Source organism: Mycolicibacterium iranicum, from assembly GCF_002101705.1.
Lineage (GTDB): Bacteria > Actinomycetota > Actinomycetes > Mycobacteriales > Mycobacteriaceae > Mycobacterium > Mycobacterium iranicum.
Map to the genome: position 1 here is coordinate 1 of NZ_LQPC01000082.1, position 13851 is coordinate 13851.

The 13851-nt window shown below is 67.3% G+C and carries 17 protein-coding genes; 11 read left to right on the forward strand and 6 right to left on the reverse strand.

The features are described from left to right. Window positions 1-78: 78 nt before the first annotated feature. From AWC12_RS30240 to AWC12_RS30255, 4 genes are read right to left on the reverse strand one after another with little or no spacing between them, the layout of a single operon-like run. The gene (locus tag AWC12_RS30240; RefSeq protein ID WP_085178486.1) at window positions 79-942 is read right to left on the reverse strand and encodes an SDR family oxidoreductase; all 864 of its coding nucleotides are present in this window, start codon (window positions 940-942) and stop codon (window positions 79-81) included. Window positions 943-962: 20 nt separating this feature from the next. Next, window positions 963-1700, reverse strand: coding sequence for a DUF899 family protein (locus AWC12_RS30245; protein ID WP_085178487.1), 738 nt, complete (start codon window positions 1698-1700; stop codon window positions 963-965). Then, on the reverse strand, window positions 1697-2341 hold the full coding sequence (locus tag AWC12_RS30250) for a maleylpyruvate isomerase N-terminal domain-containing protein (RefSeq protein ID WP_085178488.1): 645 nt from the start codon (window positions 2339-2341) through the stop codon (window positions 1697-1699). The genes AWC12_RS30245 and AWC12_RS30250 overlap by 4 nt, the downstream gene beginning before the upstream one ends. Further along, on the reverse strand, window positions 2328-3035 hold the full coding sequence (locus AWC12_RS30255; protein ID WP_085178489.1) for a DUF899 domain-containing protein: 708 nt from the start codon (window positions 3033-3035) through the stop codon (window positions 2328-2330). The genes AWC12_RS30250 and AWC12_RS30255 overlap by 14 nt, the downstream gene beginning before the upstream one ends. 77 nt (window positions 3036-3112) lie before the next feature. Between AWC12_RS30255 and AWC12_RS30260 the strand changes: the two genes are divergently transcribed. The 7 genes from AWC12_RS30260 to AWC12_RS30290 are packed head-to-tail and all read left to right on the forward strand — an operon-like array spanning window position 3113 to window position 7320. After that, entirely contained in the window at window positions 3113-3445 is a 333-nt protein-coding gene (locus AWC12_RS30260; RefSeq protein WP_024445528.1) for an ArsR/SmtB family transcription factor, read from the forward strand. Further along, window positions 3442-3879, forward strand: coding sequence for an SRPBCC family protein (locus AWC12_RS30265; RefSeq protein ID WP_085178491.1), 438 nt, complete (start codon window positions 3442-3444; stop codon window positions 3877-3879). The genes AWC12_RS30260 and AWC12_RS30265 overlap by 4 nt, the downstream gene beginning before the upstream one ends. Next, window positions 3876-4355, forward strand: a complete 480-nt coding sequence (locus AWC12_RS30270; protein WP_085178493.1) for a GNAT family N-acetyltransferase — start codon at window positions 3876-3878, stop codon at window positions 4353-4355. Before AWC12_RS30265 ends, AWC12_RS30270 begins: the two co-directional genes overlap by 4 nt. Continuing rightward, complete coding sequence (locus AWC12_RS30275) at window positions 4352-5272, forward strand: LLM class flavin-dependent oxidoreductase (protein ID WP_085178495.1); 921 nt, start codon at window positions 4352-4354, stop codon at window positions 5270-5272. The genes AWC12_RS30270 and AWC12_RS30275 overlap by 4 nt, the downstream gene beginning before the upstream one ends. Further along, entirely contained in the window at window positions 5269-6390 is a 1122-nt protein-coding gene (locus tag AWC12_RS30280; RefSeq protein ID WP_085178497.1) for an LLM class flavin-dependent oxidoreductase, read from the forward strand. The genes AWC12_RS30275 and AWC12_RS30280 overlap by 4 nt, the downstream gene beginning before the upstream one ends. Then, on the forward strand, window positions 6387-7019 hold the full coding sequence (locus AWC12_RS30285) for an LLM class flavin-dependent oxidoreductase (protein ID WP_081659966.1): 633 nt from the start codon (window positions 6387-6389) through the stop codon (window positions 7017-7019). The genes AWC12_RS30280 and AWC12_RS30285 overlap by 4 nt, the downstream gene beginning before the upstream one ends. A 10-nt stretch (window positions 7020-7029) precedes the next feature. Further along, on the forward strand, window positions 7030-7320 hold the full coding sequence (locus tag AWC12_RS30290; RefSeq protein WP_024445522.1) for a hypothetical protein: 291 nt from the start codon (window positions 7030-7032) through the stop codon (window positions 7318-7320). Here AWC12_RS30290 and AWC12_RS30295 read toward each other — a convergent pair. Continuing rightward, the gene (locus AWC12_RS30295; RefSeq protein ID WP_085178499.1) at window positions 7312-8046 is read right to left on the reverse strand and encodes an MBL fold metallo-hydrolase; all 735 of its coding nucleotides are present in this window, start codon (window positions 8044-8046) and stop codon (window positions 7312-7314) included. The genes AWC12_RS30290 and AWC12_RS30295 overlap by 9 nt on opposite strands. A 23-nt stretch (window positions 8047-8069) precedes the next feature. Here AWC12_RS30295 and fgd point away from each other — a divergent pair, with 23 nt between their 5' ends. From fgd to AWC12_RS30315, 4 genes are read left to right on the forward strand one after another with little or no spacing between them, the layout of a single operon-like run. Beyond that, on the forward strand, window positions 8070-9080 hold the full coding sequence (gene fgd, locus AWC12_RS30300) for a glucose-6-phosphate dehydrogenase (coenzyme-F420) (RefSeq protein WP_085178500.1): 1011 nt from the start codon (window positions 8070-8072) through the stop codon (window positions 9078-9080). A gap of 12 nt (window positions 9081-9092) precedes the next feature. Further along, window positions 9093-10064, forward strand: a complete 972-nt coding sequence (locus AWC12_RS30305) for an endonuclease/exonuclease/phosphatase family protein (RefSeq protein ID WP_085178502.1) — start codon at window positions 9093-9095, stop codon at window positions 10062-10064. Between the two features lie 22 nt (window positions 10065-10086). Further along, window positions 10087-12177 carry a phosphate acetyltransferase gene (pta, locus tag AWC12_RS30310; protein WP_024445518.1) on the forward strand — a complete coding sequence of 697 codons (2091 nt, stop codon included), beginning with the start codon at window positions 10087-10089 and terminating at the stop codon, window positions 12175-12177. Next, window positions 12174-13328, forward strand: coding sequence for an acetate kinase (locus AWC12_RS30315; protein ID WP_085178504.1), 1155 nt, complete (start codon window positions 12174-12176; stop codon window positions 13326-13328). The genes pta and AWC12_RS30315 overlap by 4 nt, the downstream gene beginning before the upstream one ends. Here the strand turns inward: AWC12_RS30315 and AWC12_RS30320 are convergent. Beyond that, window positions 13266-13724, reverse strand: a complete 459-nt coding sequence (locus AWC12_RS30320) for an STAS domain-containing protein (RefSeq protein ID WP_036464568.1) — start codon at window positions 13722-13724, stop codon at window positions 13266-13268. The two genes, AWC12_RS30315 and AWC12_RS30320, sit on opposite strands and share 63 nt — an antisense overlap. Between the last annotated feature and the right edge of the window lie 127 nt (window positions 13725-13851).

Below are 13851 nucleotides of genomic sequence, written 5' to 3' on the forward strand. Positions count from 1 at the left end.
CAATCACCACCGCGGCCACACCGCACTCGGCGGTCAACCACCAGCCAGCCGCGTACCTAACCTCTCAGGTCAGTACAGCTAGCTCTGGCCGGGTCCCTCGACCACACCCTGCGCGGAACGCGCACGATCTTCGTAGGCCTTGCGCTTGGCGACGTCGAAGTCCAGGAAGACGTCTGCCAGCCCGAGCTTCTCGTTCATCCAGCGACGGCCCTTGGGCGGCAACATCTGTGCGGCCTGCGCGGTGAATCGCAGCGGCGGCGGCACCGAGACGTGGGTCTTCGGTTTCTCCAGCGTCTTGATGATCGCCGCGGCGATCTCCTCGGGCTCCACCGGTTTGATGGCGCCGCCGGACTTGGTGCCCGAGATCAGCTCGGTGTTGGTGAACGGCGGCATGATCACCGACACGTCCACACCGTGGGGCGCCATCTCATCAGCCAGCGCTGTGGACAGCCCGACGACCGCGTACTTGGCGCCGACGTAGACGACCTGGCCGGGCAGCGGGATGACCCCGGACAGCGAGGCGATGTTGATGATGTGTCCGCTGCGCCGCTTCACCATGTCCGGTAGCGCGAGTTGGCAGCCGGTCAGCACGCCGTAGACGTTGACCTCCAGCGACGATCGGATCGACTGCTCGGTCTCGTCGAGGAACGGGCCCACCGGCATCACGCCCGCGTTGTTGATCAGCACGTCGATGTGGCCGCCGCCGTCGGTGCGGGCCTTGTCGAGGAACGTTTCGAAAGACACCCGATCGGTGACGTCGAGGGGGTAGCCCGACACCGGTCCGAGGTTGGTCAGCGTGGCGACCGACGACTCCTGCATCGCCACGTCGCGGTCGCCGATCACCACACGCGCACCGCGCTTGAGCAGCGCTTGCGCGGTTGCGAAGCCGATGCCTCGGGCCGCTCCGGTGATCGCGATGGTCTTGCCGCGGATGTTGTCCATGCGGCGAAACTTTACACGTGTCAAGTTTTGGAGGAAAGGGGCGTGCTCAGGTCATCCGAGCGGCCCTGTGCCAAGCGCGACCACTGTGCTGCGGGGCGACCGTCGACCCGGGTATTCGAGCCGTCGACCTGCCAGGACTGTGGCCAGCCGGGCGGCGATTCCTCCCATGGCTCCTGCCGGCCGTAGACCGTCAGGTCCATCAGCGCGAGGCTGTAGTCCATGACCTCTACACCCCGCCGGGTCGTCCAGTACGTTTCGAAGACGCGGCCGCCGTCGCGGACGTAGGCGACGATGTGCATCATCCCGACGTGTCTGCCCACGAGGAGTTCGTCGAGCGACGGCAGAGCGGAGTACCAGGGCATCGTCCAGCCCATGAAGTCGCGGTAGCGTGCGCTCTCCGGATACGGCCCTTGGCAGAACACCGCGTAGGTGATGTCGCGCGAATGCAGGTACGACAACTCGGCCACCTGGGTCGTCACCCATGTGCAGCCCTCGCACTGCTCGGCGGCCGGGTGCCCGGCATGCCACATGTAGTAGTAGGCGAGCAGTTGTGTGCGCCCGTCGAAGGCGTCGAGCAGGGTCACCGGCCCGTGTGGCCCGGTGAGCTCAAGGAAGCCGTCGACCTCCACCATCGGTAGCTGCCTGCGGGCCGCTGCGATGGCATCACCCTCGCGGACGTGCGCCTTCTCCCGTAGTCGCAGCGCGTCGAGTTCGGCCTGGAACGTGGCGCGATCGACGGGTCGCGGCAGCGCACTCATTCCAGGACGTCCTGGGTCGCGGGCCCGAACAGGCAGAGGTGGTTGAGTACCGGCGCCGGGTCGGCCGACCAATCCATCCGGGCGAGCTGCGCAATGCTGCGGCGTCCGGTCCGCCAGCGAAGCGACTCGAAAAGCGTTGTACGGAGCACTATTTCGTGACCAATGTGCGGTCCGCTGCGGTACTCGCCGTCCTCGACGACGACCCGCAGCGGCACCGGTGACGTCAACATCGACAGCAGTCGGTGCGCTGTCCACCGCACCGACTCCGAATCGCGGGCGCCGGGCCGGTCGATTGCTGCGCGGATGTCGTGCTCGTGGCAGGCGATGTCGCCCAAAGGCGGTTCCAGTTCGTTACTTTGGGCCAGCTGGTGCAGCCGGTCCGCTGCCGCGGCGAACGCCCCGAGCAGTTGCGCGTTGTCGAGGTCGGCAAACCTGGTGACGTGCTCTGCGGTCTGCTCGTCGGTGGGCGCACCGGTCAGCGATCGGTCCGCCCAGTCCTGCGCTACGGCGGTCATGTGCGCCAAGACATCTCGCATGGACCAGCCGGGGCAGGCGGGGACGGAACGTTCGAAGTCCGTTGCATCCGTGACAAGTCCGGCGATCCGCGACCGGGTGTCCTGGTAAAGGTCATCGGCAAGCACGGCGGCCTCCGCACGACCCGGCGGTTTGATAACTGTCGCTGTGCCGCCACCATTGATACGGCGCGCTCTGCGGGTAGCCGGGCGGGGAGTCCTCCCACGTCTCCTGGCGGCCCAGGGCGGTGATGTCGAGGAAGCTCCACGTGTTGACGAACGCTTCGTCACCCCGCCCATTGACGAAGTACGTGCGGTAGATCCTGTCGTCGTCGCGGATGAAGGCGTTGGTGCCGTGCCACTCGTCGACGCCGAAGTCGGCATCGAAAGCGTGCGGCTCGGGAATCATGGTGTACCACGGGATGTTCCAGCCCATCGTCGCCTGGATCCGCGCGATGTCTGACTGCGGGCCGCGCGAGGTATAGACGAGCGTGGTGTCGCGGGCGTTCAGGTGCGACAGGTTCGGGATGTGGTCGGCCATCAAAGAGCAGCCCACGCAACCGTGGTCGGGCCAGCCGCCTACATCCGGGTCCATGAACGCCCGGTACACGATGAGCTGCCTGCGGCCGGCGAACAGGTCGAGCAGAGTCGCCGCACCGTCAGGTCCGTCGAATCGGTACTCCCGGTCGACGGGTGTCCACGGCATCCGCCTGCGCTGCGCGACCAGGGCGTCGCGGGCCCGGGTGAACTCTTTCTCCTTCTCCAGCATGTCGGCGTGGGCTGCGTCCCAGTCCTGCGCCGTCACGATGCGGGGTGGTTTCACGAGCAGTCCTATCGTTAAACAAGCGCGTTGAATATCTGGAACCAGGAGACCACGCTCCGACCGCTATAGTCAACAGAATGGTTGAAGATTCGGTGTTGGACCGCGCGTACGCCGCGCTCGCGGATCCGACCCGCCGCAGGTTGCTCGAGACTCTTCGCGGCGGAGACGCGCGCATCACCGACCTGGCCGCCCCGTTGCCGATGACCTTCGCGGGGGTGTCACGCCACATCGGCGTGCTCGAATCCGCCGGACTCGTCCGTCGGGAGGTCCGGGGTCGCGAGCACTGGTTGTCGCTGCAGCCCGACGGTCTGTCGGAAGCCCGGCAGTGGATGGACGAGCAAACCGAGTTCTGGTCGGCGCGCGCCGACGCGCTCTCGGAGCGGTTGCGCAACAAGGGCCGCGGCCGATGAGTGCCGCTACTCCGGTGGTGCGGGTGCAGCGGGTGCTACCGGCCGCCCCCGACGTGGTCTTCGACGAATGGCTGGACCCGGAGGCGCTGGCGGACTGGATGTGCCCGCGCCCGTCGCGCTGCGTCGCGATCACGATCGAGGCCCACGTCGGTGGACGGGTGCGTTTCGACGTCGACGACGGCGACGACGGACCCCTGGTGCTGATCACCGGTCAATTCCTCCACATCGCGCGGCCTCACCGGCTGCGTTTCACGTGGAGCCACTCGGGGTGGTCGGACCCGACGGCACAGAGCATCGTCGACGTCGCGTTCGAACCGCACGGGGACGGCGCGACACTGATGTCGATCGAGCACTCACTGCTGCCGCAGGAAGCGTTCGACGACCACGACCACGGGTGGGCGCTGACCGCTGACCAGCTGGTGGCCCGGCTGTGAACGAGCTGCGGTTCGTCGCCGTGGGTCAGGACGATCCGCTGGCCGCGCCGCTGATCGACGAGCTGGCGGTCGAATACGCCATCCGCTACGGCGGAATGCGTGACCGGGTGCATGCCTGGCTGCGCGGATACCCGGCCGAGGAGTTCGCCGCCCCCGGCGGTGCGCTCGTGGTCGGTCTGCTCGGCGACCGGCCCGTGACCGGCGGTGCGTTCCGGCGCTTCGACGACACCACCGCCGAGCTCAAGCGCATCTGGACCGACAGCGGCCACCGCCGCCTCGGGTATGGACGCGCCCTGGTGTCGCGACTCGAAGCCGAGATCGCCTCCCTGGGATATCGGCGGATCTACCTCACGACAGGTGACCGTCAGCCCGAGGCCGAGGCGCTGTATCTCTCGATGGGCTACACCCGGCTGGACGAGCCGCTGCCCGCCGAGGGCGAGGTGTATCCGATGGCGTTCCTGAAGGAACTGTCGTGACCGCCGCCCCGGGCCTCGCCGTGGCGCTGGAGGGCTACGGCTGGCACCCGGAGGCGTGGCGCCACACCGCCGACACCCGCCCGGTCGCCGACGGGGAGTACTGGACAGCGCTCGGAGCCACCGCCGAACGCGGTCTGCTCGACTTCGTCACCATCGACGACTCCCTCAGCCCTCAACGCAGGCGCCGCCCGGAGATCGAACCGCGCTGGCTGGCCGGGCGCCCCGACGCGGTCATGCTCGCCGCGCACATCGCCCCGCCAACCCGTCACCTCGGGCTGATCCCGGTAGCTGTGGCGACCTACACAGATCCGTCCCGGCTCGCGAAAGCTTTTGCGGGCCTGGATGACATCTCGCGAGGCCGGGCGGGGTGGCAGGTGAGGATCAGCAGCTCCCGGCACGAAGCCGAACTGTTCGGCCGGGTGCCTGAGGAAGACCCCTTCGGCGGGGCCGCGGACTCCGTCGGCGCCGTCCGGAAGATGTGCGGTGACCAGCTCGTCGTCACAGCCCTGGCGCACAACCCCCACGTCTATGAATTCGCCTCCCGCAGTGCCGATCTCGTTTTCATCACACCTCGTGGCGATGAGTCTCTCGCCACGATCCTGGCCGAGGTCGCCGCCGCCGGCGGCGGCCACCTGCAGGTCTACGCCGACCTCTACGTCACGTTCGGCGGCGTGGTCGACGAACGCTCGGACGCCGAGGTGTTCAGCGGCACACCGGCCGAACTCGCAGCCAAGATCTGCCATTGGCATCAGCGGGGGGTGGCCGGTGTGCGGTTGCGGCCGGCGGTGAACGCCACCGATCTGCCCGTCATCGCCGACGAGGTGGTCCCCGCCCTACAGCGCGTCTCCGCTTTTCGCACCCGGTATCGCGCAGGCGAGACGCTGTGTCAGCGGCTCGGACTGGAGCGAATCTCGTGACCGTCCCCCTCTGCGTTCTCGACCTGTCGCCGATCCCCGAGGGGGCCGACGCCGCCACCGCCCTGCGCAACACGGTCGATCTCGCCCAGCATGCCGAGCAGTGGGGATACAAGCGGTTCTGGGTCGCCGAACACCACTTCGTGTCGGTGGCCAGCTCGTCACCGGCTGTGCTGATCGGCCAGATCGCCGCGTCCACCAGCACAATTCGCGTCGGTGCCGCCGCAGTACAGCTCGGCCAGACCACCGCGATCGCGGTGGTCGAAAGCTTCGGAATGCTCGACGCGTTCCATCCCGGCCGCATCGATCTGGGCGTCGGGCGCTCGGGTCGGCGCCGCCGCGAGTCACCGAGGCCGGCAGACAAACCCCGGACACCGAAACCGGTGCCGCCATGGCGAGTGGTGGACGGCGTCGTGGTGCCGTCTCCGTTCGACCTGTCCGTGCTGATGCGCAATCCTCGATTGAGGGCCAGGATGTCGGTGCTGCAGCAGCCGGGCGCGGTGTCGCCGGATTTCGCCGACCAGGTCGGCGACATCCTTGCGCTCCTCGCAGGCACCTTTGAGGTCGACGGCGTCGATGCGCACGCCGTCCCCGGCGAGGGCGCTCCCCTGACACCATGGGTGTTCGGCAGCAGCAAGGGGCGAAGCGCGCAGGTCGCCGCGGCCAACGGGCTGCCGTTCGTGGCGAGCTATCACCTCACCCCCGCAACAGCGCTCGAGGCGATCGAGGTGTACCGCGCCGCGTTCCAGCCGTCCGCCGTGCTGGCGGAGCCGTATGTCGTCGTCTCCGCTGATGTCGTGGTTGCAGCCGACAGCGCAACGGCCAAGGACCTGGCGTCCAGCTACGGGCACTGGGTGTATTCGATCCGCGCCGGTGACGGGGCCGTCCCGTACCCCGACCCCGACCGTGTGCAGCCCCTCACCGCAGAGCAGAAAGATCTCGTGAAAGACCGCACCGCAACGCAATTCGTCGGCGATCCCGACGAGGTCGCACACCGACTGGAGGGCCTGCGGCGGGTCACCGACGCCGACGAACTCGTCGTCACGTCAGTCACGCACCACCATGCCGACCGGTTGCGGTCCCATCAGCTGCTCGCGCAACGGTGGGGGATCAGACGTTGACCGACAAGGCGGACAGGCAGATTCACGTTGGTGTGCTGATTCCGGGCGGAGCCGATTTCGGCCTGGTGGTCGAGCTGACCCGCACCGCCGAGCGCGGACTTCTCGATTTCGTGCTCTGCGAGGACTTCACCGCGCTGGCTGCCCTGGCATCGGTCACCGGCCGGATCGGGCTCGTGGCGGCCGTTGACGCCGCCCACGACATCCCGTTCGAGGTGGCGCGCCGGCTTGCCACCCTGGACCACCTATCCGAAGGGCGCGCCGGCTGGACTGCCGACGGATCGGACGAGTTCGTCGCCGTCGTCATGAAGTTCTGGGACACCTGGGCACCCGGTGCCGTCGTCGCCGACCGCGTCTCCGGTCGCTACGTCGATCCCGACCGCATCCGGGCTTTCGACCATTGCGGACCCCGATTCACCGTGCGCGGTGTGGCGACTCTGCCAGCGCGGCCGCAGGGCCATCCCGTTCTGGTGCAGGGCTTTTCGCAGTCCACGGCGAGCGACGACCGGTTCGTGCTTTCCGCGCACGAGCTCGCGAGCTTCGTCGACTCGGTGCTGCCGGAACTGCAGAGGCAGGGGAGGTTCCGCACCGAGTACACCGGGCGCACACTGCGAGAGCACTTGGGCCTATAGGCTTGGCGATGTGTCGCAGGCGACCGTGGGCTGGCTGTTGCTGGCTGCTGCCGCACTGACATTCGTCTTCGGCGGGGTGTCGCGCCTGGTCGTCGGCCGCAGGCGGGACACCAGAATGGTGCGCGGCATCGTGCACACTTTCCGGCGTACCGGCCTCGCCCGAGTGCTGTTCGGCCGCTTCGAAAGCGATGTGCTCGACGACGACGAACTCGATGCGATGATCCTGATGCCCTCGATCGTCGTCGCCTGCGGACTGGCGCTGACCGCGATCTTCCTGTTGGGCTATCAGACGCTAACGTGATGCGGCCTGGGTCACCGCGTCCTTCACCGGGCCCCGCCACACCGGGCCGTGACCGGGCAGCATGACGTCGGCGTCGAGCATCCCGAGCGCCTCGAGGCTGAGTAGGCAGGCCGCCTCGTCGTGGTTGAACATCGACGGCAGCAGCTGCGGACCGCGGCGCGATGCCACCGGGTGATCGGTGATGAGCGCGTCGCCGCTGACCAGCACCCCGTCCACCACGTACGAGCAGTGCCCACCCGTGTGGCCGGGGGTCGGGACCGCCTGCGGTGTTCCCGGCAGCCTGGCGGCGATGTCCGCGCTCAGCGACTCCGTCGTGGGGATGCCCGCATGCGTCAGCGCGCCCTTGCGCATGATCGACACCGACCACTTGAGCCACGTGGGCTGCCAGGCATGTGCGGCCACGGCGACCGGGGAGGCCTGCTCCAGATACTCGCGTTTGGCGTGACCCACCTCGTCGGGGTGGCAGTACACCGGCGTCCCGTGCTCGGACGCGAACCAGATGGCGGTCCCGAAGTGGTCGATGTGGGCGTGCGTCAACAGGATTGCTCGCAGATCCCCGGGGCCGAAGCCCAGTCCGCGAAGGGAACCCAGCACGTCATCGCGGTGGCCGGGAAAACCCGCATCGATCAGGATGACGCCGTCACCGTCGGTGACCAGCGTCCAGTTCACCAGGTCGGTCTGCGCGAAGTGGACGCGATCGGTGACGGCCGTGATGAGCGGTGCCATGAGGCGAGTGTAGAAACATAACTATGGCTGAACTGAAATTGGGCTACAAGGCGTCGGCGGAGCAGTTCGCGCCCCGCGAACTCGTCGAGCTGGCTGTCTCGGCCGAAGAGCACGGCATGGACAGCGCCACTGTCAGCGACCACTTCCAGCCCTGGCGGCACGAAGGCGGTCACGCGCCGTTCTCGCTGGCCTGGATAACCGCCGTGGGTGAGCGCACCAAGCGCCTGCAGCTGGGCACCTCGGTGCTCACCCCGACCTTCCGCTACAACCCCGCCGTCATCGCGCAGGCGTTCGCCACCATGGGCTGCCTGTACCCGGGCCGGATTTTCCTTGGTGTCGGTACCGGCGAGGCCCTCAACGAGATCGCGACCGGATACGAGGGCGAATGGCCCGAGTTCAAGGAGCGCTACGCACGGCTGCGCGAGTCGGTGCGCCTGATGCGTGAACTGTGGCTCGGCGACCGCGTCGACTTCGACGGCGAGTACTACAAGACGAAGGGCGCCAGCATCTACGACGTGCCCGAGGGCGGCATCCCGATCTACATCGCTGCGGGTGGTCCGCAGGTCGCGAAGTATGCCGGCCGGGCCGGCGACGGATTCATCTGCACGTCCGGCAAGGGTCGGGAACTCTACGAGGACAAGCTGATGCCCGCCATGCGGGAGGGGGCCGAGGCTGCAGGCAAGAATCCCGACGACGTCGACCGGATGATCGAGATCAAGATCTCGTATGACACGGATCCCGAACTGGCACTGGAGAACACGCGGTTCTGGGCGCCGCTGTCGCTCACCGCCGAGCAGAAGCATTCGATCGATGATCCGATGGAGATGGAAAAGGCCGCCGACGAGCTGCCGATCGAGCAGGTCGCCAAGCGGTGGATCGTCGCTTCGGATCCAGACGAGGCCGTCGCCAAAGTCAAGGACTACGTGGACTGGGGCCTCAACCACCTTGTCTTCCACGCCCCTGGGCACGATCAGCGCCGCTTCCTGGAGCTCTTCCAGCGCGATCTTGAACCGAGGCTGCGCAAGCTCGGCTGACACACCCGCGAGATGATCCGACTTCTCGCGACGCTGCTGGGCCTGGGTGCTCTGGCCGTCGCGATAGCAGGGCTGGTTGCCCGCTACCTGCCGATCTCGGGGCATCCGACGCTGATCCTGGCGGCGGGGGCGCCGTATTTGATGACAGCGGCACCGGCGGCGGTGCTGCTGTTCGGTCTCGGCAGGCGATGGGTGCTGACGCTCGTCGCGTTCGCGCTGACTCTCGCGCTGCTGTGGACGTACGTTCCGCGATATCTACCGACAGCGCCTCCGCAGGTTGACGCTGTCGACGTTCGTGTGCTGACAGCGAATCTCTTCTTCGGACAAGCGGATCCGGCTGCGTTCGTCACCCTCGCCCGTGAAACCGCAGACATTGTTGCCGTCCAAGAGTTGACACCGCAGTCGGCGGCCGGTTTGTCAGCGGCCGGCATGGACAACGCATTCCCCTACCGGGTGCTCCTGCCGGGCGACAGTGCCTTCGGGATCGGACTCTGGAGTCGGTATCAGATCGTGCACTCCGGCCGCATAGAGGGTTACGCGTTCCCGATAGTCGGGGCCCGGGTCCGAATCCCGGGTGTGCGCGTCGACGCCACTGTGTTGTCTTTGCACCTGGTCGGGCCTTGGCCAACGCCCATCGACGGATGGCGCTCCGACATCGCGGGACTGCCCGCCACGCTGCGCGACGTCGGTAGCAGTGCAGGTGCTGGCGCGGTCCTGGTGGCGGGCGATTTTAACGCCACTGCTGACATGGCGCCATTCCGCCGACTGCTGGACGAGGGCTACGCCGACGCAGGCGCCGACGCCGGCGCCGGCCTGGTTCGCACCTACCCGGGTCGCGGTCAGTGGCCGCCGCTGATCGGCATCGACCACATCCTGACGAAGAACTCGTCAGCGGTCACAGCGCAGACCGTGGTGGTGCCCGGCGCCGACCATCGCGGACTGCTCTCGACAGTGCGGGTGCCGGTCGACTTGACCGCCAGCTAGCCCCGGCCCGTAGGCTTGTCCCGTGCCTGATGCTGCCGACACGGCCATCTCCGCCATCTACATCGCATCGCCGGAAGGTGACACCGGAAAGTCGACGATCGCGCTGGGGATCCTGCACCGGCTCGCGGCGACCGTCGCCCGCGTCGGGGTGTTCCGCCCCATTACGCGCGGCGACGCCGAGAGCCGGGACTACATCCTGGAGCTTCTGCTCGACCACACCACAGCCGGCCTGTCCTACGACGACTGCGTCGGGGTCACGTATCACCAGCTGCACGACGACCCCGAAGCTGCCCTCGGCGAGATCGTCGACCGGTATCACCGGGTCGCGGATCGGTGCGATGCCGTGCTCGTGGTCGGCAGCGACTACACCGACGTGGCCGCGCCCAGCGAGTTGTCGGTCAACGCCCGCATCGCGGCCAACCTCGGCGCGCCGGTGGTGCTCGCCGTCAAAGGCAAGGGACGCACTCCGGAGCAGGTTGCCCAGGTCGTCGAGGTGTGCGTCGACGAGATCGCCGCTCAGCACGCCTACACCGCGGCGGTGGTGGCCAACCGGTGTGATCCTGCCCAGCTCGCCGAGGTTCGGGAGGCGCTGGAGAAGATCGGACAGCGCAGCTATGTGCTGCCGGAGGAGCCGCTGTTGGTGGCGCCGTCGGTTGCCGAGCTGCAGGCCGCGGTCGAGGGCACGGTCGTGCAGGGCGACCCTGCGCTCCTGCACCGTGAGGTGCTCGATGTTCTGGTCGCCGGGATGACGGCAGAGCACGTCCTGGAGCGACTCACCGACGGTGTCGCGGTCGTCACGCCGGGCGACCGCTCCGATGTCGTCCTCGCGGTGCTCAGTGCTCATGCCGCGGAAGGGTTTCCGTCGCTGTCCGGGGTGATCCTCAACGGCGGGCTCACGTTGCATCCAGCGATCGCGTCGCTGGTTGGGGGACTCGGTCAGCGGTTGCCGATCCTCGAGACGAGGTTCGGCACCTTCGAGACGGCCAGGCGAGTAGCCGGTACGCGGGGCCGGGTGACCTCGACGTCGCAGCGCAAGATCGACACCGCGCTGACGCTGATGGACACTCACGTGGACACCGCGGATCTGTTGGCGCAGTTGGCGATCCCGATCCCGTCCGTGGTGACCCCCCAGATGTTCACCTATCAACTGCTCGACCGTGCGCGTGCGGACCGCAAGCGCATCGTGCTTCCCGAAGGCAACGACGACCGCATCCTCAAGGCGGCGGGCCGGCTGCTGCAACGCGCGGTCGCCGACCTTACGATCCTCGGCGACGAGGCCCAGGTCCGGGCGCGCGCTGCCGAGCTCGGCGTCGATCTGTCGGCTGCGGCCGTGCTCGATCCACAGACCAGCGAGCTGTGCGACCAGTTCGCCGAGCAGTACGCGAAGTTGCGCGCACACAAGGGTGTCACCGTCGAGCAGGCTCGCGAAATCATCCACGACGTGTCGTATTTCGGGACGATGCTGGTGCACAACGACATGGTGGACGGCATGGTCTCGGGTGCCCGGCACACCACCGCGCACACGGTCCGGCCCGCGTTCGAGATCATCAAGACCTTGCCCGACGTTTCGACGGTGTCGAGCATTTTCCTGATGTGCCTTGCGCACGAGGTACTGGCCTACGGGGACTGTGCGATCGTGCCCGATCCGACCGCCGAGCAGCTGGCCGACATCGCGATCTCGTCGGCCCGCACCGCAGCCCAGTTCGGAATAGACCCCCGGGTCGCGATGCTGTCCTACTCCACGGGCACCTCTGGTACCGGCGCCGACGTCGACAAGGTCAGGAAGGCAACGGAATTGGTGCGCGCCCGCGAGCCCGATCTCAGGGTCGAGGGGCCGATCCAGTACGACGCCGCGGTGGAACCGTCCGTCGCTGCGACGAAGATGCCCGACTCCACCGTGGCGGGTCATGCCACCGTGCTGATCTTCCCGGACCTCAATACCGGCAATAACACCTACAAGGCCGTGCAGCGCAGCGCAGGTGCGATCGCGATCGGGCCGGTACTTCAGGGGCTGAACAAACCGGTCAACGACCTGTCGCGCGGCGCCCTGGTGGAAGACATTGTGAACACGGTAGCCATCACCGCCATCCAGGCGCAGGGAACCCCGCGATGACCCGCTCGGTGCTGGTGCTCAACTCCGGCTCGTCCTCGGTGAAATATGCGGTGGTCGAACCGGATTCGGGCGGGCTGGTTGCCGACGGCATCGTCGAGCGGATCGGTGACACCGGCGATGACGGGCAGGGCGTCGCCGATCATGCCGCGGCGATGCAGGTCGTGTTCGAATCGCTGGCCTCCGACGGGCATCGGCTGGAAGATCTCGGGCTGGTCGCAGTCGGGCACCGCGTAGTGCACGGAGGCCCCGATCTCTACCAGCCGACCGTCGTGGACAATGCGGTGATCAAGCGCCTCGAGGAGCTCTCACCCCTTGCACCACTGCACAATCCGCCGGCGATCAAGGGCATCGAGGTGGCACGCAAAGCGCTGCCCGACCTGCCGCACGTCGCGGTGTTCGACACCGCGTTCTTCCACGACCTACCCCCCGCGGCGGCGACCTACGCGATCGACGCCGACGTCGCTGACGAGTGGCGCATCCGGCGCTACGGATTCCACGGGACGTCGCACCAGTACGTCAGCGAGCAGGCGGCTGTCTTCCTCGGTGCGCCGCTGGAGTCGCTGAGGCAGATCGTCCTACATCTCGGCAATGGGGCGTCGGCCTCGGCGATCGTCGGTGGCCGGCCGGTGGAGACGTCGATGGGTCTCACACCGATGGAAGGGTTGGTGATGGGGACCCGTTCCGGCGACGTCGATCCCGGCCTGATCTTCTATCTGTGGCGGGAAGCGGGGCTGAGCGTCGAGGACATCGAGTCGATGCTCAACCGGCGCTCGGGTGTCCGCGGCCTCGGCGGCGAGATCGATTTCAGGGAACTTCACCGCAGGATCGAATCAGGCGACGACGCAGCACGATTGGCCTACGACGTATACATCCACCGGCTACGCAAGTACATCGGGGCGTACCTTGCGGTGCTCGGCACGACCGACGTCATCACGTTCACCGCAGGAGTGGGAGAGAACGACGCTGCGGTCCGGCGTGACGCGCTGTCGGGCCTTGCGGCACTCGGTATCGAACTAGACGAGCACCTCAATGAGAGCCCCGACAGGAATGCACGGCGTATCTCACCCGACGGGGCTGCGACGACGGTGTTAGTTGTACCCACCGATGAGGAGCTTGCGATCGCTCGGGCGTGCACGCGAGTACTTGGCTGACGGCGCGGCGACGGGCAGTTCGCGCATCGGGTCGCAGATCTTCAACAGTCTTCGCACGTGGGCGCCGGCCAGAAGCGACCACCGAACGCCGCGGCGGGCGCACACGACGTTGATGTTGGACAGCGCGGCAAACCCCGCGGCGGCGAAGAACTCAACGGTTTGCAGGTCCAGGACGAGCTTGCGGGAGGCGCCGAGGCGCTTCTCGATATAGTTCGCCAGCGCAGTGCTGTTGGTTGCGTCGACTTCACCGTGGATGGTCACGAGAACTGTCGACGGCGAGAGCTGGCTGGCGGAGAACGTCGCGCGGTGATGCTCTTCGCGCAGGTCGAACGAGGTGGGATCCGGTCGGAACACCCGCTGGGTGGCAGGTGCCGGCAGAGGTTCTGATAGGGACACGTATGGGCCTCCCTTGACAGAGAGATGAGCCAAGAAATTTTGTGCGTATCGCGGGTGAGGTCAGGGGATCGGCCCTAGATGCTCAAAGCTGCGCCGATGACGTCACCGTATGTAGTGGGGTCACATT